The following is a 21,274-nucleotide window of genomic DNA, read 5'->3' as shown; positions in this document are numbered from 1 at the left end:
GAATTGGCGAGCCACGCAAGGAGCGCCATGCCTACAACACCTGACTACATCCGCATCGCTGATGACATCATCGCTGGGGTCAAGGCGAAGAGGCTCAAGCCTGAGGACAAGTTGCCGCCGATCGCGCAGATGGCAACGGACTACCAGGTCGGCACGTCCACCATCCAGATGGTCTACGTGCGACTCGAAGCCCTGCGTGTCATCCGACGCCATCAGGGCAAAGGCATCTTCATTACCGACCCCAAGTCCTGGATGCGGGAGCCGTAGCGGCACGGGTGCTTTACCACAGGCGGGTAGGGTTCGGGCCCCTGTCCACAGGTGCTTTCGCTGTCCACAGCACCCCCCGCGAGGACAGTGTTCGACGGCAGGTTGGGTTCGTGGACGCGCGCCTTCAATCCATCCTCGACCGATGCGGCGGCCTGGCTACCCGACAGGACGTCCTCCGCGTGGCGCCGCCGTGGACACTCCAGGGCGCATGTCGGGCCGGTCGGCTGGTTCGGCTACTCCCCGGGATCTACGGTGACGTTGCGTTGATCCGTCACACCAGCGCGGACCTGCCGCCGCTGGCCCGAGTCGAGCGGGACGTCGCCCGACGTGCTGCGCTGGCTTACGCCGACGGGCGTGCGGCGCTCAGTCGGCTGACCGCGCTCGACGTGTGGGGCCTGCGCCGCCAACTACCGGGGGAGCCGGTGCACCTCGACCTACCCATCGGATCGGGCTTGCGTGACCGGCCACATCTCGTTGTGCGCCATCGCTCCGGTTTCACGGTTGCGCCGCCGCACGCGGTGGTACGCGAAGGCTTGCCGGTTACCCGGCTCGACCGGACCCTGGTGGACTGCTGGCCGCTGTTGCCGCCGGTCGACCGAACGGGCCTGCTCATCCGCGCGGTCAACGACCGGCTGACCACCCCGCAACGCCTCGTCGCCGCGCTCGCCGGGGTGCCGAGGACGACGGGTCGCGAGGCGCTGCGCCTCTTGCTGGACCGGCTTGTCGCTGGTTGCCGAAGCCCGTTGGAGATCTGGGGCCACGACCACGTGTTCATCGGCCCAGGTATGCCGACGTTCGGCCGGCAGACGCGGGTGCAGGTCAGCGGCCGAACCATCTACCTCGACATGTTCGCCGAGGCGGAGCGGGTCGACATTGAGTTGGACGGGGCTGCCAGCCACGGCAAACCGGCCGAGCGTGAGATCGACCTTCGGCGCGACGCCCTGCTCGCCACCATCGGTATCCTCGTCGTCCGCTTCACCCACCGCCGCCTCACGGCAGACCCGCTGCAGGTCCGCCAGGAGACCCTCGCCATCCTCGCCGCCCGCCGCCGCGCTAGTCCCATGATCAATTGATGGAAAGTAGGCGCCAAGAGCCACCCAGACCTACTTTTCATCAATTGATCATGAAGGCGGGGCGGGGCGGGGCGGGGCGGGGTGGGGTGGGGTGGGGTGGCGGAGTGCTGTTAGGGGTTTGCGGCGTTGGGGTGGGTTTGTTGGGGCGGGATGAGCGGCGCGGTCACCGGGTCTGTCGGGTGTTCGGCGTGGCGGCGGAGGAGTTCGGTGATCCAGCGAGCGGCTTCCTTCTGCGCGGTGAGCATGTGGTCGCGGGCGTCGGCGATGTCCTGGTCCTCGGCGTGGGCGTCGAGAAGCGTCGCCCACTGGCGGCTCAGCTCCTCGGCGTACCGGGCCTTGCGAAGCTGCTCGTCGAACTGGTACTCGAGCTCGACGAGCCGGTCGACGTGCGGCTGGAGCGCCGGCATGATCCGCTCGTCGAGGCGGACGGCCGCGTCGGGGCGGCAGGTGATGACGATGTCACCCCGTTGGTAGTGCCACTCGGGGTCCTCGGCGAGCGCCTGCTGCAACGCCAGTTCGAGGTCCCCGGCGCGGTGCGGCGGTAGGTCCCGGGCGGCGTCGGCGGCGATCCGCGTCAGCCGCTGGATCGCGTTGGGCTGGAAGTACTGCACGTACCAGCTCAGCACCTCGGCCCGCAGACTCGCCGGTGACGACCAGGCGAAGGTGGCGCGGATGTAGAACGAGTACACGTATCCGCGTGCGGGCACCGCGATCAGCCGGGGCGCGTCGCGCTGTTCGACGAGCGGGCCGGACGGTGACGGTGCTGCCGCGGACCCGACGGGCGCCTCGTCCTGTAGTGCGGCGACCAGCCGATCCCAGGTACGTGCCCACCACCGCCAACCGCGGACACTCGCGTCACGGGCGATGGTCAGCCCGCGAATGCCCCGGTGCCGCCATTGGTCCGCAGGCCTCGGCCTCCCGTCGGGGGCGTCCGTCATGGCACCCCTCCACGGTCACGGATCCGCGTTTCACGCTAACAACCGGTGACCGATATGCCCGTCGCCACGCCGTCACCGCCGCACCCGACACCGACACCGCGCCGTCGCTTGTTGATCGTCGGGCGGCGTATGCCGGTCAGGCGGGCGGCGCGGGCCCGGTCGTCGACCGGTCACGGCTGCGCGGGGCGGTGCGGGTGGCGGGACCCGCACCGCCCGTCCTGCGGGTCAGTGTGTCGCGGGCGGGATGCTCTGCTCGTACTGGAAGACGTTGCGCGGGTCGTACTGCGCCTTGATCTTGCGTAGCCGCTCGAAGTTGCGTCCCCAATAGGCGGTTTCCCACTCCGCCATCCCGATGTTCGGCACGTTGACGTAGGCGCCGTCCACGTAGGGCCGCAGTGCCTGGCTGAACTCGGCGATCCAGGTCTGGGCGATCGGGGTGATGGCGTCGCCGCTGTCCGGCTCCCCGCGAGTGCCCCAGCCGGCACCGGGCTCGGAGTAGAAGAGCGCGTCGCGGTGCGGGAAGGCCGCGCCACCGAAGGGTTCCTGCCGTTGCGCCCCGGTGCCGAAGGCCTGCGTGAAGAAGTTGCTGTCGGGGGAGGGGGAGTCCTCCATGAACGCGCGGATGATGCTGATCGCCTTCTTCGGGAACGGCTCCATGGTGAACTGTGAGAAGAACTTCCAGTTGGCGGGCTCGTCCTCGGTCGGAATCTGGAAGCCGGCATAGGTCTCGCTCCAGCCTCCGATCTGCACGGTCACCGTGGGGTTGCCGACCGAGAGGATCGGCGCCAGCAGCTTCCTCGCCTCGGCCTCTGATCCTTCGGCGAGAACCCCGAACAGCAGGATCTCGGTCGGGTGGACCTCGAGCTGGCTGCCGAGGCGGGGGTCGGCGAACGGTGCGCTGCGCTGCCAGGAGTCGAAGACTCCGTGCAGGTCGTCGAGGCCCTCCCAGGTCGCCTGGACGTAGGCGACGCTCTTGAGCGGCGCCACCTTGTAGGTCAGCGAGGTGACGATCCCGAAGTTGCCGTTGCCCGCTCCGCGCAACGCCCAGAGCAGGTCCGGGTGGTGCCACGGGTCCACCTCGAGCACCTTCGCGCCGTCGGCACCCGCCGCGACGACGATCTCGGCCCCGATCAGGTTGTCGCACGCCATCCCGAGATAGCGGGTGAGGAAGCCGAAGCCGCCGCCGAGAGTCGCACCGGACAGGCCCACGGTGCCCTCCGTTCCCGTCGTCGCCGCCAAGTCGTACTCCCCGAGCGCGGTGATGGCCTCGGACTGGTTGAGCCCGGCGCCGACCCGTGCGGTGCGACTGGCGGTGTCGATGTGGGTGTCCTTCAGCTCGCTGACGTCGATCACGATGCCGTTGTCGACGTTCGACCAGCCCTCCAGGTTGTGCCGGCCGCTGCGGACCCGCAGGGCGACGTCGTTCTGCCGCGCCCACGTGAGGGCGTTGACCACGTCCCGGGTCTCCTGGGCGAAGACGATGACCAGCGGGTAGTGGACGAAGAGCTCGTCCCAGCCGATGCTCGCGTCCGCGTAGTCGGGGCTCTGGGGGCGGACGATCCGGCCGGTCAGCTCAGCCAGCGGGAACTTGTCACCGAAGGACGGGGCGGGGCCGTCGGCTGCGATCGCCGAACTGCCGGCGATCATGCCCGGGAGAGCGACCGCTCCGGCACCGACGGCCGTCGCCTTGAGCAGGTCGCGACGAGAAAGGTCGCGCATGGTCGGGTTCCTCTCGATCGGCGTATCGCCAGAAAATTCGACCGAGAGGGCATTTGCCTCCCATCTGGCGCAAAACCACCGTAATGCGAGAGGGTTCGTCGAAGATCCGAGAACTTGTCGCGGAACCCGGTCGGGTGATGCCCGAGCCTGGTCAGTTCGAGTGGGCGGGCTGATCCAGGATGGCGCTGAACCGCTCCTCGGCCAGGGAGAGCTGGTCGAAGATGTGCCGCTTCACCGCCGGTGACAACGGTGTGTCCGGCCGGCCGATCAGATCCCGGAAGAGCGGCACCAGCGGCCGGTACTTGCGGGCTGACGACACGACCTTCGGCCCGACCGTGTGGATCACCCCCACGCCGTTGTCGGTGAAGTCCGACACCTTGATCACCCGGGCCCAGGGCTCCCGGTCCAGACTGACCGCCAGGTGCTCCCGGTACTGCGCGTTGCGGTCCCGCTTCGGGTCGTACAGCGGGTTGGTGACGGCGGCGACCAGGGTGGCCACCCGCGGGCCGAAGCGCGCGGCGAGCGCGGCCAACGCAGCCTCGGTCGGGTCGCTCCCCGGGTCACCGTCGGCCAGTTCGCCAGGGTGGTCCTCGACCGCGTCGTGCAGCAGACCCGCGACGATCACGTCCACGTCACGGACCTGGTAGTGGTGCATCAACCGGATCGCCACCCGCAGCAGGTGATTGAGGTACGGCTCGCGGACGCGTCGGTCGTCGCGGTGCAGCTCGGCGGCGAGGTCGAGCGCGGCGGTCAGCCGGGCCCGGGCGCCGTCGTCGAACCGCAGGACCTCCAACCGGAAACGCTCCAGCAGGCCCGGTTCGCCGTGGATCTCGGTGATCGCGTGCATCGGCATGCTGCCCAGATGTGGCGGGAAGTCCATGCGTCACTTATAGCCGATCTTCACGACATCGATGAGCCCGTTCGTCGTCGACCCGACCATGAGATTCGGCGGCGAACGCCGTGGGCGATGCTCCAGTGATCGACACCGTTTCGCCGACGTTGGGGTGTCCGGGCGCCCGGACACCCCGATATCGGCGACCTGGAGTTGATCAACGCCTCTCGGTCCGCAATGACGCTGCTCAGATCGGCAGCCGGTCGGCGCCGGCGAGAGGGCCGACCAGGAGGGGGACCAGTGGGGCCGGCAGGACCGGGTCGCGGCGTAACGTCGGGGTCCAGCCCGCGTCGGAGCCCAGGTCGGGGTCCTGCGCCGCGTTGTACGCCGCCAGCAGGTCGACCGGTCGCGCCGGGCCGCTGCCTCGGCGCACCCACGAGCCCCGCTCGGTCAGCGCGGTGCCGCCCCAGCCGTAGAGCAGGTCGCCCGGGTCGACCGTCGCGTCCAGGGTGAAGAAGTTGTTCTGCACGTAGATCGCCGACTGGACGCCGACGCCGAGCGCGTACTGGAAGTCGTCCCCACCGAGCCGGTAGTGGTTGTTGTAGACGTCGACCTGGCCGAAGCGCACCCGGGGCAGCCGTTGCAGGACGCTGTCGAAGAGGTTGTGGTGCAGGGTGACCTTCAGCCGGCCCACGTCGGGACCCACGATGTTGGACGAGCCGATCAGCATCAGCTTGTCTCGCCCGACAAAGCGGTTCCAGGAGGCGGTTACCAGACTCGCGGTGTGCGTGACGTCCAACGACCCGTCGTGCACCTGGTACGGCCGCCCGAAGTGGACCGGCTGGGCGCTGTCCGGGTTGTCGCCGTCGCTGAAGGTGTTGTGGTCGACCCAGACGTTGTCGCTGCGGCGCACCGAGATCTGGTCGTACTGACTGTTCCAGTTGCCGGCCTCGCCGTCGGTCGGCGACCAGGCGGGGAAGCAGTCGCGGGCGTCGACGAGGGTCAGGTTGCGGACGATGACGTTCGACGCCCGGTCGATCATGAGGGTGAGCCCGGTCAACCGGGCCCCGCGCAGCCCGACGATGCTGGTGTTCGGGCCGACGTTGATCTGGGTCTGCCGGGTCTGGTTGGTCACCGAGCGGACCCGCGCCTCCTCCAGTGGCCCGGTCGGCGGCACCCGGCCCCACACCGCCGGGTCGTACGCGGCCAGGTAGGCGTCCAGCCGGTACGACGGATCGGCCAGCTCGGCGCAGCTCAGCGGCGTACCGTCGGGCCCCTCGAAGCCGTCGACGGTGCCGTCGACGTAGATGAGCTTCGGCGTGGCATCGGTGGCGTTGCTGGCGTTGTCGCCGCCGAGCGCGGCGACCAGCTCGGCCCGACTGCGGACCACCCGGGTCCGTTCGGGGGTGGCCGCCGAGCCGCCGGTGGTGCCGGCGCCCTCGGCCGCCCAGCCATCGCGCTCGGGCAGGGCCTGCCGGCCGAGGTGACGGGCCGACCAGGAGAGCCGATCGGTGTCGGCGGGTGGTGCGGCGGCGCCGGCCGGGGAGGCACCGAGCAGGAGGGCGATCACGGTGGCGCCGGCGAGGATTCTGCGCATCGACTCTTCCCATTCGATGGTGGCGGTAGGGCAGTCACCAGGAACGGTAGATTCGCAGTTTTATGCGGGTCAATATGTAGTGTGTGCAGAAATGTTGCAGTTGCCGGGCTCAACCGGAATTGCCCCGACCGTTGCCGGCAGGATATCCGGGGATCTGTCCCATGTGGCCCGTCAGAATCCGGGCGATGTTTGCACTCGGGTTGCCGTCGCCCCCTATCCCGCCAACTCGGCGCGGTACGCGGCGGCTGCCCACGGCACCGCCAACTCGCTCGGCAGCGCCCCCCGCTCGGCCGCCCGACGCAGCACGTCGACCACGCCCCGCAGGTGGCGGACCCGCTGCCCACCGTCGCCCACCGCGGTCACCAGGTCGCCGTCGAGCAGCCGCGGCTCCGGCGCGGCCCGCAACGCGTCCAGCAGTGCGGTGAACGGCGCGGTACGGGCCAGCGGAGCGATCAGCGGCACCCCCGACGGGTCGACCCGGTGCGCGAGCAGGTTCTCCAGCAGGCCCTGTCGTCCCGGGACGCGGCGGGTGACCACGTCCCCGGGCAGCCGCAACCGGTCGGTCGGGTACTCCAGCACCGCCTGTCCCGCCGTACCGGTCACCACCACCTCGCCCGCCACGAACTCCTCGGCGGCCAGGGTCACCGCCGCCAGGACGGGCGGGCCGGCGCGGAACAGGACCCGCAGCACGGCGGTGTCCTCCACCTCGATCGGCCGTACCCGGTAGCGTTCCACCTCGATCGTGACCGGCCAGGGCGTCGCCCCGCCGAGCGCCTCGGCGATCGCCAGGCACTGCATCACCGCGTGTGCGAGCGGGTTGGCCAGTGCGCCGTCGAGCACCGGCCGGCCGTTCAGGCTCCGGCGACCCGCCCAGGGGGAGCGGGCGTAGTAGTCGTCCGGTCGTTGCCACGCGGCGATGGTGGAGATGCCGGTGACCGTGCCCAGCCGGCCTGCGGCCAGCGCGTCGGTCAGCGCGGTGAGCGCCGCCGAACCGAGTGCCTGGAAACCGACCTGCGCCACCCGGCCGGCGGCGGCGAGAGCCCAGGTCAGCTCCTCGTGCTCGGCCATCGACAGCACCGGCGGCTTCTCCAGCAGCAGGTCCGCGCCGGTGGCCAGAGCGTCGCGGGCGATCGCCAGGTGGGTGTGTGGCGGAGTGCAGATCACCACCACCTCGGGCCGGGCGGCGGCGAGCATCGCCCGGTGGTCGGTGAAGACCCCGACGCCGGGTGGCACCGGCGCGGCCGGATCGTCCTCCACCGGCCGGACGTCGACCAGGGCCACCAGCCGTAGTCGACCCGCGTCGTGCAGCGGCGCGATGACGCGCCGGTGCGACCGGCCGTGCCCGTTCGCCCCGATCACCGCCACCCGGGGCGGCGGTGGCATCCCGTTCACCCCCCACCGGCCAGTGTCAGCCCGATCATCGGGCACCGGCCAGAGTGGCCTCGACACCATGCCGTTGCAGCGCGGTCAGCCACGTGATCACGTCGGTGCGGACCTCGTCGTCCTCGGCCACCTCGACCGGGACGACCTCGCGCAGCGCGAAGACCGCGTCGACGGCGCCCTCGGGGCTCTGCGCGCCGGCGACCAGCGCTGCGCGGATCGGCCCGGCCAACGGGTCCTGGAACGGCAACGGCCGGCCGTCGTCGGCGTACCCGAGCGCGAAGCGCAGCCAGGACGCCACGACCAGCGCGCCCCAGCGCGCGGACCGGTTGGCCGCGCGCAGGTCGGCGATGGTGTGCAGGACCCGCTGGGGCAGCTTCTGCGAGCCGTCCATCGCCACCTGCAGAGTGCGGTGTCGGATCGCCGCGTTGCCGAACCGGGCGAGGACCTGCTCGCCGTAGTCGACCACCCGGACCCCGTCGGGTGGGGTGAAGCTGGCCGCGACGTCCTCGGCGATCAGCCGTCGCAGCACGTCGGCCAGGTGCGGGATCTCCAGCGCGTCGGCGATCGTCTCCCGACCGGCCAGCGCGCCGAGGTACGCCGCGGCCGAGTGCACGCCGTTGAGGGTGCGCAACTTCAATCGTTCCCACGGGCCAGCGTCACCGGTGAGCACCGCTCCGGCGTGTTCCCAGCCCGGCCGGCCGCCGGGAAAGTCGTCCTCGATCACCCACTGCGCGTACGGCTCGGCGGCCACCGCGGCCAGGTCGGTCACGCCGAGCGCCCGGCGGGCCATCTCGATCGTCTCCGGTGTGCTGGCCGGCACGATCCGGTCCACCATGGTGCCCGGGCAGGTGACGTTGCCGGTGACCCACTCGACCAGCCCGGGCACCCCGACGGCACGGTTGACCGCCTGGTCGAGCATGCCGCGCAGACGTCGGCCGTTGGCCGGCAGGTTGTCACAGCTGACCAGGGCCACCGGCCCGGCGTCCGCGGCGGCCCGGGCGGCCAGCCCACGCAGCAGCAGCCCTGGCACCGTGCTCGGCGGGTGACCGCCGGCCAGGTCCGCGGCGAGCGCCGAGTCGGGGGACAACTGGCCGGTCACCGGATCGAGCTGGTACGCCTTCTCGGTGACGGTCAACGTCACGACGCGTACCGCCGGGTCGGCGAGCAGCGCCACCACGGCCTCCGGGTCGCTGGGCGCGTGCCGTACGCCGCTCAGGGCGCCCACCACCCGCGTGGCGTTGCCGGCGGCGGAGAGGGTGCTGACGCTGAACAGGTTGTCCTGCGCGGCGAGCGCCTCGACCATGGCGGTGCTGCGCGGGGCGACGGCGACGATGCCCCAGTCGCCGCCGGCCGCACCGATCGCCGCCTCGGTGTAGACGGCCTGGTGCGCCCGATGGAACGCGCCCAGCCCCAGGTGCACGATGCCGGTCGGCACAGTGCCCGGCCGGACCAGGGGACGAGCCTCGGCGGGCAACCGGCGCAGCATGCCCAGGCCGAGCCGGGAAGCGCTGACAGTCACCGCCATGCCGGGCCGTCCGGGAAGCGGAACTCGGCGATCGACGCCGGTTTCATGGTGGCGCTGTAGCCGGGCCGGTCGGGCAGCAGGTACCGGCCGCCGCGGGTGCGCACCGGGTCGACGAAGTGCTCATGCAGGTGGTCGACGTACTCGATCATCCGACCGTCCAGGCCGGTGCCCACCCGCAGGTAGTCGAAGATCGCCAGGTGCTGGACGTACTCGCAGAGGCCGACACCACCGGCGTGCGGGCACACCGGCACCCCGAACTTCGCCGCCAGCAGCAGTTCGGCGAGCACCTCGTTGACGCCACCGACACGGCACGCGTCGACCTGCATCACACCGATCGCCTCGGCCTGCAACAACTGCTTGAAGACCACCCGGTTGGCGGCCACCTCACCGGTCGCCACCCGGCACCGGCCATCGGTCAACTCGGTCACCGCGCGGGCGATCCGGGCGTGGCCCAGGATGTCGTCGGCGTGGGTCGGCTCCTCGATCCAGTACGGGTCGACCTCGGCCAGCGTGGCCATCGCGGTGATCGCCTCGTCGACGTCCCAGACCTGGTTGGCGTCCATCATCAACAGCGCGTCCGGGCCGATCTCCTCGCGGATGATCCGAGCCCGACGCAGGTCGTCGGCGAGCGGGCCGCCGACCTTCATCTTCATCGCCCGCCAACCGTCGGAGTACGCCGCCCGGGTCAGCGCCCGCACCTTGTCGTCGGGATAGCCCAGCCAGCCGACCGAGGTGGTGTACGACGGGAAGCCGTCACGTTCCAGGGTGGCCAACCGGTCGGCCAACCCGTCGCGGCCCTTGTCGAGGATGGCCGCTGCCTCGTCCGGTGTGAGCGCGTCGGTGATGTGCCGGAAGTCGATGCTGGCGACCAACTCGTCAGTGGGCAGCTCGGCGAGGAACCGCCACATCGGCCTGCCGGCCAGGGTCGCCCGCAGGTCCCAGACCGCGTTGACAAGCGCGCCGGTCGCCATGTGGATGACGCCCTTCTCGGGGCCCAGCCAGCGCAGCTGCACGTCGGCGCTGAGCGAGCGCCAGAACGCCACCGGATCGGCGGCGATCTCCTCGATCGTGCGCCCGCGTACGTGGTGGGCCAGCGCGCGGACCGCCGCGCAGGTGATCTCGTTGCCCCGACCGTTGGTGAAGGTGAACCCCGCGCCGGCCGGCCCGGCGTCGGTGCCCAGCTGCACGTACGTCGCCGAGTAGTCGCCGCGATTGATCGCGTCGGAGCCGTCGCCCTTGGCGGCGGTCGGAAACCGCACGTCGTGCACATCGACGGAGGTGATGGTGACCGTCATTGCTGGTGTCCTCCGAAGTTGAAGACCCGCTTCGGCAGCCGGTACGCCAGGTCGACGATGGTCTCGGCCGCCTCGTCCATCGGCAGCCGGTGCTCGGCGACCAGCCGGGCCAGGAATCCGGCGTCCACCCGGCGGGCCACGTCGTGGCGGACCGGGATCGAGCAGAACGCGCGGGTGTCGTCGACGAACCCGGTGGTGTTGTAGAAACCTGCGCTCTCGGTGACCGTCTCCCGGAAGCGGCGCAGCACCTCGGGGGAGTCCAGGAACCACCAGGGCGCCCCGAGCAGCAGCGCGGCGTACCCACCCGCGAGGGGCGCCAGCTCGCGGGTGAAGGTGTCCTCGTCGAGGGTGTAGAGCACCACGCGCAGGCGTGAGTCGTTGCCGTAACGTTCCAGCAGCGGGGCGAGCGCGTGCACGTACTCGGTGGCCTGCGGGATGTCTCCGCCGACGTCGCGGCCGTGCCGGTCGTACAGCCAGCGGTTGTGGTTGCGCACCGCACCGGGGTGCAACTGCATGACCAGTCCGTCGTCGAGCGACATCCGGGCGAACTCCACAAGCATGTGCGCCCGGAACGCTTCCGCGTCGGCGGCGTCGGCCTCGCCGCGCCGGCCCCGGTCGTACAGCCGCTCGGCCTCGGCCGGCGCCAGGTCCAGCGTGCGCGCGGTGGGGTGGCCGTGGTCGGAGGAGGTCGCCCCGGCGGCGATGAACGCGGCGCGCCGGGCCCGCAGCGCGGCCAGGTAGCCGGTGTACGTGCCGGTGTCCTCGCCGGCCAGCTCGCCGAGGCGGTCCACGTTCTTCGACCAGCCCTCGAACTCCATGTCCACCACGTCGTCCGGGCGGAAGGTGGTGACCACCCGACCGCCCGGCCCGCCCCATCCGTCGGCGGCCAGCTTGGCGTGCCGGCCCAGGTCGTCCAGTGGGGACTCGGTGGTGGCCAGCACCTCGATGCCGAACCGCTCGAACAGCGCCCGGGGCCGGAAGTCCGCCTCGGCGAGCCGGGCCGCGACCTCGTCGTAGATCTCGTCGGCGGTGGCCGGGCCGAACCGGGTGTGCACCCCGAACACGGTGCGGAAGGTCTGCTCCAGCCAGAGCCGCGACGGGGTGCCCCGGAACAGGTGCCAGTGCGCGGCGAAGCGCCGCCAGATCACCCGGCCGTCGGTCTCCACCGGGCTGCCGTCGCTGGTGGGCACGCCCAGATCCGCCGGGGGTACGCCCTGACTGAGCAGCATCCTCGTCAGGTAGTGGTCGGGCACGATGAGCAGCTGCGCCGGGTCGGGGAAGGGCAGGTCCTCGGCGAGCAGGGCTGGGTCGACGTGCCCGTGTGGCGAGATGATGGGTTGCTCCGCCGCGAGGGCGTACAGCTCCCGGGCCAGCGCGCGTTGGCCGGGTTCGGGCGGAAGGAGCAGGTCGTTGTGGTCGAACGTCGGCACGGGGATGGGCTCCTCGTCTGGGTCAGCGGGGGGTGAGCAGGTCGGCGACACGGACGGGCTGGCCGGTCTCGAAGGACCGGTTGGCGGCCAGGCCGGTGAGCAGGGCCAACGCGCCGTCGTCGGCGGTGGCGGCGCGGCCCAGCGGGTCGGGTTGGCCGCCGAGGAGCACCCCGGTCATCCGGGCGTCCGCTCCGCCGTGCCCGTGTCGGGGCCGGTCCGCGATCGGGATCTGCTGGGGCGGTTCCCAGAACGGGCGCAGGGTGAGTGTCGCACCGCCGCCCTCGGCCGGTGCCTCGGTGCCGTGCAGGGCGGCGCCCTTGACCGCACCGGCGGTGCCCCGGTCGACGAAGTCGTTCTCGGTGACCTCCAGCTCCAGCCGGCCCCGGCTGCCGTTGACCATCACCCGGTAGCCCTCCCAGGGTGCGTAGGCGGTGAGGTGGTAGGTCATCGTGGCGCCGGTGGAGTAGCGGGCCAGCACCGCCATGTCGTCCTCGATGCTCACGCCCGGGGCGAAGACGTTGCGGTCGCGCTGGTAGCCGTCCTCGGCCTCGGCGTCGAGATACAGCTCGCGTAGCCGCGGGTGCGCGTCCAGCCGCAGCGCGAACGGATCGTCGACCGCGGCGGGGGAGCCATGTGCCCGTTCGTAGTCGCGGGCGTAGCCGTGCCGGCGGCCGTCCGCGCCGTAGAAGAAGAGCCGGCCGGCCGCGTACACCTCGACGGGGGTGGCGGCCAACCACCAGTTGACCAGGTCGAAGTGGTGGCTGGCCTTGTGCACCATCAGCCCACCGGACGTGGCCTTGTCGCGGTGCCAGCGGCGGAAGTAGTCGGCGCCGTGGCGGACGTCGAGCAGCCACTCGAAGTGCACCGAGCCGATCTCGCCGACCGCACCCTCGGCGAGCAGCCGGTGGACCTGTTCGTGCAACGGGTTGTAGCGATAGTTGAACGCGACGGTCACCCGGCCGCCGGTCTCGAACACCGTGTCCAGGATGCGCCGGCAGCGGGGCGCGTCCACGGTCATCGGCTTCTCGGTGATGACCTCCCGGCCGGCGCGCAACGCGGCCACCACGTACTCGTCGTGGGTGACGTCCACGCTGGTGACCAGGACGACGTCGACGCGCTCTTTGTCCAGCATTCCCGCGAAGTCACCCGCCGGGTACGTGGGCACCGGGCGGTGGCCCAGCTCGGCCAGCCAGCGGTTGTGCGCGTCCATCCGGGCCTGGTTGACGTCGGCGAAGGCGACCAGCTCGGTGGCGTCGGGGTGGTCGAGCACCAGGGCCCGGACGAACATCTCGGCCCGTGCGCCGGTGCCCACGACGGCGTACCGGACCCGGCCGTCGACTCTCCGTGTCATTGGGTCGCCTCCCCAGTGATCCTGCAAAGGTTTGCAGTGAAGTAATCACGATCGATCCGATCGCGTCAACGACGGCGACACAATCGGCGGTATTTATCAGTGTTTGCGGGGCTGTCAGTCACCAAGGGGAGCCTCGGTGCAACTAAGCCGTAACCATTGACCGTTGACACTGGCGCAACCGTTTGCATTAATGAGCCACACCGCGTGACCGCCGCCACATCGGACGAAGGGGCCGCCGTGCCAGTCACCATCCGGGACGTCGCCCGGGCGTCCGGTGTGCACATCTCCACCGTGTCCCGCACCTTCTCCGCTCCGCACCTGGTCAACCCGGAGACCCGGGTCCGGGTGCTCGCGTGCGCGGAGGATCTGGGCTACCGGCCGAACCGGGCCGCCCGCGCCCTGATCACCGGCCGTACGCACAACATCGGGCTGATCATCGCGGACATCGCGAACCCGTTCTTCCCGCCGCTGATAAAGGCAGCGGAGAGTCAGGCCCGGCACCGCGACTACCACGTCTTCGTGGCCGACACCAACGAGGACCCCACCGCCGAGGAGGAATTGGTCCACGCGCTGGCCAAGCAGGTGGACGGTGTGCTGCTGTGCAGCCCTCGGATGAGCAACAGCCTGATCGAGCAGCTCAGCCGTGAGGTGCCTCTGGTGGTCGTGAACCGCCAGGTGACCGGCCTGCCCTGCGTGCTGATGGACGTCGGGCAGGGCGCTCGGGCGGCGATCGAGCACCTGATCGGCCTGGGCCACCGCAGCATCGCGCTGCTCGGCGGCCCGCGCAGCTCGTGGACCAACCGGGAGATGCGCCGAGCCGCCGGCACGGCCGCCCGATCCGGCGGGGCCGAGCTGACCCTGCTCGGCCCGAACGCGCCCACCGAGACCGGCGGCTCCGCCGTCGCCGAGCAGGTGCGGCGCAGCGGTGTGTCGGCCGTGCTCGCCTACAACGACCTGATGGCGATCGGCCTCATCGAGGGGCTGCACGCGCTCGGGATCCGGGTGCCGCAGGAGGTGAGCGTCGTCGGGGTCGACGACATCACCCTGAGCCGGCTCACCCGCCCCAAACTGACGACGGTGGCCACACCCACCGGGGCCGCCGGCCGGACGGCCGTCGACATGCTGCTGCAACAGGACATCGAGTCACCGCGCGCCGCGCGGGGGTCCGGTGCCGGCACGGCGCTCGGCGTCCGTCGTACGACCGCACAGGTAATGCTCCAGACCGACCTGGTCATCCGCGACTCGACCGGCCCGGGCCCGCACGCCCGACCGGCACGTCCCCTGGCCGCACCGCTTGGCCCGGACCCGCATTGCCCTGCGGGCCCGGGCATCCCGACCGCGGTCACCGGTGACGCCGTCGCCTCCTAATGCCGAGGAGTGAGCGCACATGCACCCCGCAACGCCCCCCACCACCAACGCGCCTGTCGGGCGCAATCACCGTACCCCGCTGCCTCGGCGGCGCCTGCTGCGTGGCCTGCTCGCCGTGACGGTCGCCGCGCCGCTGATGTTCGGGGCCGCCGCCTGCGGAGACGACGACGGCGGCGCCGCCGACCCGAACGCCCCAGTCAAGCTCTCCATCTTCTGGTGGGGTGGCGACGCCCGGGCCAAGCTGACCGAGGACGCGCTGGCCCTCTACACCAGCAAGCACCCGAACGTGACCTTCGAGAAGACCTGGCAGGCCAACCAGGGCTACTTCGACAAGCTGGCCACGCTCACCGCCGGCGGCAACCCGCCGGACCTGTTCCAGATCGACGACAACTTCCTGGCCGAGTACGCGGCCCGCAACACCACGCTCGACCTGACCTCGTACCAGAAGTCCGGGAAGCTGGACACCTCCAAGTTTCCCGAGAGCCTCTGGCAGTACGGCGTGGTCGACGGCAAGCTCGTCGGCCTGGCCGCCGGGGAGAACACCCAGGGCCTGGTCTACAACAAGACGCTGTTGACCAAGAACAACCTGCCCGAGCCCACCACCGGAATGACCTGGGAGCAGCACATCGCCTGGGCCGAGGAGGTGTCGAAGAAGACCGGCGTACCCGGCACCCAGGACCCGAGCGCCGACTACAAGGCGCTCTGGGTCTGGCTGCGCCAGCAGGGCAAGGACCTCTACAAGGGCTCCGAGCTGGGCTTCACCGCCGAGGACGTGACCAAGTGGTTCGAGCTGTGGAAGGGCGCCCGGGACCGCAAGGCCACCCCGACCGCCGACGTCATCCACGAGGGCAACGCCACCGACATCACCAAGCAGCTGGTGGTCACCGGCAAGGCCGGCACCAGTTGGGTCTGGGCCAACCAGATGCCCGATCTGAAGAAGAACACCAAGGACGAGCTGGGCGTGATCGCCTACCCCGGTGACCCCAGCGCACAGTGGGCCCGGGCCTCGATGTACTGGTCGGTGTTCAAGGGCAGCAAGAACAAGGACGTCGCCGTCGACGTGATCAACTTCCTGAACAACGACCTGGAGGCGGTCAAACTGCTCGGCACCGACCGGGGCCTGCCATCCAATCAGGACCTGCGTCGCGTGGTCAGCGACGACACCACCGACCCGGCCATGAAGCAGTCCCTCGCCGTGGAGGCGGAGCTGACCCAGAAGTTCGGCCCGTCGCCACAGGTGCCGATCAAGGGGCACAGCAAGGTGCGTTCCGAGCTGACCAAGGCCGCCGAGAACGCACAGTACGGCCGCGCCACCCCCGCCCAGGCCGCCGCCCAGTTCATCGAGGCGTGCAAGGCCGCCATCGCCTGACCGCCCCCCATGGTCTGTGTCGAAGTCCCTGGCCGGGGACTTCGACGCAGACCCTGCGCGAGGAGAGGAGCTGTTCGTGGCGTTGACCACGGCACCCGACCCGACCCGACCTGATCCCGGATCCGTCCGGGTCCACGCAGAGCGGCGTGGGCCCGGACGCTTCCGGGACAGCGAAGGCCTGGCGGGGTACGTCTTCCTGTCGCCGTGGCTCATCGGCCTGATGGGTATCACGGCGATCCCCATGCTGCTGTCGCTCTACCTGAGCTTCACCAACTACGACATCCTCACCCCCTTCTCCGAGGTGGAATGGGTGGGGCTGGCCAACTACGAACGGATGTTCACCGCCGACCCGTCGTACTGGCACTCGGTGCGGGTGACCCTGACCTTCGCGCTGATCGCCGTACCCCTGAAGTTGGCCGCGGCGCTCGGCGTGGCGCTGCTGCTCAACCGCGCCTGGCGCGGGGTCGGGCTCTTCCGCGGGCTGTTCTACCTGCCGTCGCTGCTCGGTGGCAGCGTCGCGCTGGCCATCGTCTGGGTCAACATGTTCAACCGCGACGGCGCATTCAACTCGCTGCTGAGCCTCGTCGGCATCCAGGGCAAACCGTGGGTCAACGACCCGGACTGGGCCCTGGAGACGTTGATGGTGCTGGCCATCTGGCAGTTCGGCGCACCGATGGTGATCTTCCTGGCCGGGCTCAAGCAGGTGCCCACCGAGCTGTACGAGGCCGCGTCGGTCGACGGGGCCGGCCGGTTCCGCCAGTTCCGCAACGTCACCCTGCCGATGCTCTCCCCGGTCATCTTCTTCAACCTGGTGCTGGAGACGATCAACGGGTTCCAGGGCTTCACCGCCGCGTTCGTGCTCAGCAACGGCCTCGGCGGCCCGGTCGACTCCACCCTGATGTACACGCTGAACCTCTACATCACCGGCTTCACCGACCTCGAGATGGGCTACGCCTCGGCGATGGCCTGGGTGTTCCTGCTCGCCATCGCGGTGATCACCGCGATCTTCTTCAGCACCGGACGGTTCTGGGTGCACTACTCCGACGGGGAGGACCGGTGATGGTGACGGTGACCCCGACGGCCGACGCGCCGACCACACCAGCGCCGACCACACCCCGCCGGCCCGGCGGCCGACCGGTGCTGCGACTGCTGATCCTGGTGGCGATCGTCGCCGTGGTGCTCTACCCACTGATCTGGATGATCGGCACCTCGGTGAAGTCCCAGGAGGAGATCGTCAACAACGTGGGGCTGCTGCCCGAGCGGTTCACCCCGGGCAACTACACCGCCGGGTGGTCCAACTTCGACGTCAGCTTCGGCCGGTTCTTCCTCAACAGCGCCATGGTCAGCCTGCTCACCGTGGTCGGCAACGGCCTCTCCTGCCTGCTGGCCGCGTACGCCTTCGCCCGGCTGCGGTTCCGGCTGCGCGGGATGTGGTTCGCCGTCATGATCGGCACCCTGCTGCTACCCCAACACGTGCTGATCGTGCCGCAGTACATCCTGTTCCGGACGCTGAGCCTGGTCGGCGGCGAATGGCCGTACCTGCCGCTGCTCATCCCGCAGTTCCTGGCCACCGAGGCGTTCTTCGTCTTCCTGATGGTGCAGTTCATGCGGGGCGTCCCACGCGAGCTGGACGAGGCGGCCCGGATCGACGGCGCCGGCCCGTACGGAATCTTCCGGCACATCATTCTGCCGCTCAGCCGCCCCGCGCTGGTCACCACCGCGATCTTCTCGTTCATCTGGACCTGGAACGACTTCTTCCGGCAGCTGGTCTTCCTGTCCCAACTGGAGGACTACACCGTCCCGGTCGCGTTGACCCTGTTCATCGACTCGACCAGCCAGAGCGCGGTCGGGCCGATGTTCGCCATGTCGGTGCTGTCGCTGCTGCCGGTCTTCCTGTTCTTCGTCGCGTTCCAGCGGATGCTCGTCGAGGGGATCAACACCAGTGGCATCAAGGGCTGAGCCGACGGACACCGCCGGGCGGCGGGACTGGCGCGACGTCGCCCGCGACGCCGCCGACCTGGCACTGCTCGGCATCCTGCTGACGCTGGCGGCAGCGCCCCTGCTCACCGCGGCGGCGGCGGCCGGGACGGCCAGCGCGGCGGTGCACGACTGGACGCGTACCGGCAGTTGGCCATCGGCGCGGGCCACCCTGCGCCGGTTCGTCCGTTCGGTGCTGCCCGGCGTACCGGTCAGCCTGCTCGCGCTCGCCGTGGTCGGGCTGCTCGCCGCCGACCTGGCGGCGCTCGCCACCGGCCGGGTGCCGGGCGGCCCGCCAGCGCTGCTGGTGACCGCACTGATCACGGCCGGCCTGATCGGGTACGCCGGGCTGGTCGTCGTCGAGGTGGGCGGCAACGGGGGCGGGCGGTGGCGGGCGGCAGCCCGGTCCGCCGCCCGCGCCTGCCTCGACGCGCCCGCCCGCTGGGCGGCGCTCACCGGGGTCGCCGCGCTGGCCGGGCTGCTCGCCGTCCTGGTCACCCCGGTCGCGGTGCCGATCCTCGCCGGCTACACCGTGGCCGCCCTGCACGCCGTCGCCGGCCGCAGGTCGGTCCCCGCTCACGTCGCCGGCCGCGGGCCGGTCCCCACTCCCGCAGCCGGCCGCGGGCCGGTCCCCGCCCACGCAGCCGGCCGCGGGCCGGTCCCCGCCCACGCAGCCGGCCGAAGGTCGGTCCCCGCTCACATCGCCGGCCGCGGGTCGCTCCCCGCCCACGCCGAGTTGCCGTGAACGCCGCGCAGGAGTCGGCGCGGTTGGTGGTCGACGGAACGGAGGTGGCCCGGTACGTGGTCGACCCGGCGTTGGACGCGCGGCACGGACCGCGGCCGTACCTGCATCCGGTCCGCACCCTGGGCGGCACGGTGGTCACCGACGCGCTGCCCGCCGACCACGTGTGGCACCTCGGCGCGTCCCTGGCCGTGCAGGACGTCAACGGCAGCAACCTCTGGGGCGGGCGCACCTACGTCCGCGACGTCGGTTACACCTGGCGCGACGACCACGGGCGGATCGCGCACACCGGCTGGTCGGAGCGGTCCGCCGACCATCTCGCCCACCGGCTCGAGTGGCGCGACCCGCACGCGGCGGTGCTGCTCACCGAAGACCGTCGGCTCACCGCCACGCCGTTGACCGGGGACGTGTCGGCCTGGCGGCTGGACGTGGACTACACGCTGCGGGCCCCGGACGGGCAGGACGTACGGCTGGGCAGCCCGGCCACCAACGGCCGTCCCGACGGTGCTGGCTACGGCGGGTTCTTCTGGCGGGCGGTCTCGACCGAGCCCGCGTCGGTGTTCAGCGCGTCGGCGACGGGGGAGAAGGCGGTCAACGGCTCCGCCGAGGCGTGGGTCGCCCTCGCCGGCACCGGGCCGGACGGGCGGGCGTACACCCTGGTCTTCAGCGGTCTCGGCGACGGCGACCGGTGGTTCACGCGGACCGCGATGTATCCGGGTGTGGGGGTGGCGTTCGCGTTCGAGCGGCCGGTCACCATCGCGGCCGGCGCGAAGCGGCGGGGCCGGCACGCGGTGGTCGTCGCCGACGGCGCACTGGACGCCGCCGCTGCCGCCGCCCTGGCGGTCAGCGCCTCCGTCCGGTGACCGGACAGGGGTACTACTTTGTGAAGTTGGTGGCGCTCTCCGGGTCTGCCGGGTAGGTGGGAGCTCATCGAACCGGCGGCGCAGGCGACCGCCAATCTGGCGTGGTGGGAATCCGCTCGTCAGTGACCGGGCTCGGCAGCCCACGATGCGCGTCGCGTCGTGGGTCTGCTTGTCAGTCATCCCTGCCCCGGAGGGGTCTGCGGCCCCTTATCCTCGAGCGGATGTCAACGGGAACGGGCGCCGTCTGCGCGACGGCTCATAGGAGGCCGTGGTGAGCGGACAGGATCGGCCCAAGGGCATCAGTCCGGCGGCGGTCGAGGGAGCGCCGGGAGTGTGGCGTGTCGATCTGCAGAAACACGATCTCAGCATTCCCGGACGTGAGGTCATCCAGAGTCGCGTGGAATTCACGCCGGACTCACCGCCGTTCAAGCACTTCCATCCCGGCGAAGAGATCATCTGCGTTCTGCAGGGAACTCTGGAATACACGCTCGAGGGTCAGCCACCGGTGGTGTGCAATGTCGGTGATGCGCTGACGGTGCCCTACGGCGTCCACCACCAGGCCCGCAACGTCGGCGACGGCATCGCGGTCGAGTTGGCCACCTACGTGGTGGAAAAAGGCAAACCCCTCCTAACCAAGGTGGACTGACCCCGCCCGCCCGCCCGCCCGCCCGCCCGCCCGCCCCCGGCCGGCCAGGGCCGGGTCGATCATGAGGTTGTTGCCACGACACGCCGGCCGGGATGGCAATAACCTCATGATCACCGGGGTTCAGCGGGAAGGGTGCGCTCCGGCCCGGGCGGGCAGGGCTGCGGTGACCCGGATGGCCTTGGCTATCGCTGGGATCGAGCCGATCAGCAGCACCAGCCCCCAGATGATCGCGATCACCGCGAAGATCAGCGCCGCCACGTCGTCGACGATGCTGACCAGGATCACCGGCACCAGGTTGTGCAGGAACTCCAGCACGACCGTGCAGAGCAGGGTGGTGACGATCAACAGGACGAGGCCCTTGTTCTGTAGGAAGCGCGGCTGGGCCAGCACCAGCAGCCCGGCCCACACCAGCTTGAGCAGGAGCACCAGCCCGAGCAGCACCGCCGCCTCGCCGACCGGGAAGAACCCCCACAGCGCCAGGTACGCCAGCGTGCCGAACGGGACGGCCAGGAACAGCGACACCATGATCATGAGTTCCACGAACGCGACGATCAGCGCGACCAGCCCGACGATGATCAGGATGATCGAGAAGATCAGGCTGGCCACGCCCTGCACACGGCCCTGGACGCGTTCGGGCAGCAGCAGGCCCAGGCAGAAGAGCCCGGTGCTCCACACCGCCACTGCGTCGATCAACGCCAGGTAGCCGGTGCCTCGACCGGACGGCTCGCTGACCCCGGACGCGTCGTCGAGCTCCACGTCCAGCGCGCCGGCGCTGTCGGCGAGCGCCGCGCCGGCGTCGGCGCCGCCCAGCAGCAGCTCGGCACCCAGCTCCACCCCGATCGCCAGGACGATCGCGAGCATGGCCAGCAGCAGGAACGGCTTACGCAGGTCACCCACGG

The 21,274-nt window shown here is 70.8% G+C and carries 19 protein-coding genes; 9 read left to right on the top strand and 10 right to left on the bottom strand.

Translation table 11 applies throughout. The features are described from left to right. Positions 1-27: 27 nt before the first annotated feature. Together JOD64_RS00290 and JOD64_RS00285 are read left to right on the top strand one after the other, a co-directional pair. Positions 28-267 carry a winged helix-turn-helix domain-containing protein gene (locus JOD64_RS00290; protein WP_204940301.1) on the top strand — a complete coding sequence of 80 codons (240 nt, stop codon included), beginning with the start codon at positions 28-30 and terminating at the stop codon, positions 265-267. Positions 268-530: 263 nt separating this feature from the next. After that, positions 531-1,340 carry a DUF559 domain-containing protein gene (locus tag JOD64_RS00285; protein ID WP_239559301.1) on the top strand — a complete coding sequence of 270 codons (810 nt, stop codon included), beginning with the start codon at positions 531-533 and terminating at the stop codon, positions 1,338-1,340. Positions 1,341-1,450: 110 nt separating this feature from the next. Here the strand turns inward: JOD64_RS00285 and JOD64_RS00280 are convergent, their stop codons facing one another. The 9 genes from JOD64_RS00280 to JOD64_RS00240 form a co-directional block, all read right to left on the bottom strand. Further along, entirely contained in the window at positions 1,451-2,278 is an 828-nt protein-coding gene (locus JOD64_RS00280; RefSeq protein WP_204940299.1) for a hypothetical protein, read from the bottom strand. 225 nt (positions 2,279-2,503) lie between these two features. Further along, positions 2,504-3,997 carry an FAD-binding oxidoreductase gene (locus JOD64_RS00275; RefSeq protein WP_204940298.1) on the bottom strand — a complete coding sequence of 498 codons (1,494 nt, stop codon included), beginning with the start codon at positions 3,995-3,997 and terminating at the stop codon, positions 2,504-2,506. 151 nt (positions 3,998-4,148) lie between these two features. Further along, a complete protein-coding gene (locus JOD64_RS00270; RefSeq protein ID WP_204940297.1) occupies positions 4,149-4,877 on the bottom strand; it encodes an HD domain-containing protein in 729 nt (242 codons plus the stop codon). A 199-nt stretch (positions 4,878-5,076) separates the two neighbouring features. Beyond that, the gene (locus JOD64_RS00265; RefSeq protein ID WP_204940296.1) at positions 5,077-6,426 is read right to left on the bottom strand and encodes a pectate lyase family protein; all 1,350 of its coding nucleotides are present in this window, start codon (positions 6,424-6,426) and stop codon (positions 5,077-5,079) included. Positions 6,427-6,639: 213 nt separating this feature from the next. Further along, complete coding sequence (locus tag JOD64_RS00260) at positions 6,640-7,809, bottom strand: Gfo/Idh/MocA family protein (RefSeq protein WP_204940295.1); 1,170 nt, start codon at positions 7,807-7,809, stop codon at positions 6,640-6,642. 34 nt (positions 7,810-7,843) lie between these two features. Continuing rightward, positions 7,844-9,334, bottom strand: coding sequence for a mannitol dehydrogenase family protein (locus JOD64_RS00255; protein ID WP_204940294.1), 1,491 nt, complete (start codon positions 9,332-9,334; stop codon positions 7,844-7,846). Continuing rightward, a complete protein-coding gene (locus JOD64_RS00250; RefSeq protein ID WP_204940293.1) occupies positions 9,325-10,629 on the bottom strand; it encodes an enolase C-terminal domain-like protein in 1,305 nt (434 codons plus the stop codon). The genes JOD64_RS00255 and JOD64_RS00250 overlap by 10 nt, the downstream gene beginning before the upstream one ends. After that, entirely contained in the window at positions 10,626-12,059 is a 1,434-nt protein-coding gene (gene uxaC / locus JOD64_RS00245) for a glucuronate isomerase (protein ID WP_204940292.1), read from the bottom strand. The genes JOD64_RS00250 and uxaC overlap by 4 nt, the downstream gene beginning before the upstream one ends. A gap of 22 nt (positions 12,060-12,081) precedes the next feature. Beyond that, positions 12,082-13,410: a Gfo/Idh/MocA family protein gene (locus JOD64_RS00240; protein WP_204940291.1), complete on the bottom strand. Its 1,329-nt coding sequence runs from the start codon at positions 13,408-13,410 to the stop codon at positions 12,082-12,084. Positions 13,411-13,647: 237 nt separating this feature from the next. Here JOD64_RS00240 and JOD64_RS00235 point away from each other — a divergent pair, with 237 nt between their 5' ends. The 7 genes from JOD64_RS00235 (at position 13,648) to JOD64_RS33350 (ending at position 20,375) form a co-directional block, all read left to right on the top strand. Beyond that, positions 13,648-14,778, top strand: a complete 1,131-nt coding sequence (locus tag JOD64_RS00235; RefSeq protein ID WP_307813127.1) for a LacI family DNA-binding transcriptional regulator — start codon at positions 13,648-13,650, stop codon at positions 14,776-14,778. Positions 14,779-14,797: 19 nt separating this feature from the next. Then, complete coding sequence (locus JOD64_RS00230) at positions 14,798-16,147, top strand: ABC transporter substrate-binding protein (RefSeq protein WP_204940289.1); 1,350 nt, start codon at positions 14,798-14,800, stop codon at positions 16,145-16,147. Between the two features lie 76 nt (positions 16,148-16,223). Then, the gene (locus JOD64_RS00225) at positions 16,224-17,207 is read left to right on the top strand and encodes a carbohydrate ABC transporter permease (RefSeq protein WP_204940288.1); all 984 of its coding nucleotides are present in this window, start codon (positions 16,224-16,226) and stop codon (positions 17,205-17,207) included. Continuing rightward, positions 17,207-18,106 carry a carbohydrate ABC transporter permease gene (locus JOD64_RS00220; RefSeq protein WP_239559765.1) on the top strand — a complete coding sequence of 300 codons (900 nt, stop codon included), beginning with the start codon at positions 17,207-17,209 and terminating at the stop codon, positions 18,104-18,106. The genes JOD64_RS00225 and JOD64_RS00220 overlap by 1 nt, the downstream gene beginning before the upstream one ends. Further along, positions 18,090-18,869, top strand: coding sequence for a hypothetical protein (locus JOD64_RS00215; RefSeq protein WP_204940287.1), 780 nt, complete (start codon positions 18,090-18,092; stop codon positions 18,867-18,869). Before JOD64_RS00220 ends, JOD64_RS00215 begins: the two co-directional genes overlap by 17 nt. Further along, the gene (locus JOD64_RS00210) at positions 18,866-19,729 is read left to right on the top strand and encodes a DUF6807 domain-containing protein (protein ID WP_204940286.1); all 864 of its coding nucleotides are present in this window, start codon (positions 18,866-18,868) and stop codon (positions 19,727-19,729) included. The genes JOD64_RS00215 and JOD64_RS00210 overlap by 4 nt, the downstream gene beginning before the upstream one ends. A 271-nt stretch (positions 19,730-20,000) precedes the next feature. Next, positions 20,001-20,375, top strand: a complete 375-nt coding sequence (locus tag JOD64_RS33350) for a cupin domain-containing protein (protein WP_204940285.1) — start codon at positions 20,001-20,003, stop codon at positions 20,373-20,375. A gap of 120 nt (positions 20,376-20,495) precedes the next feature. On the opposite strand, the gene JOD64_RS00200 is transcribed toward JOD64_RS33350, so the two are convergent. Next, positions 20,496-21,272, bottom strand: coding sequence for a hypothetical protein (locus tag JOD64_RS00200; RefSeq protein WP_204940284.1), 777 nt, complete (start codon positions 21,270-21,272; stop codon positions 20,496-20,498). Between the last annotated feature and the right edge of the window lie 2 nt (positions 21,273-21,274).

This window comes from Micromonospora luteifusca, assembly GCF_016907275.1.
In the GTDB taxonomy this organism is placed as follows: domain Bacteria; phylum Actinomycetota; class Actinomycetes; order Mycobacteriales; family Micromonosporaceae; genus Micromonospora; species Micromonospora luteifusca.
This window is presented reverse-complemented; position numbering and strand designations above follow the sequence as displayed.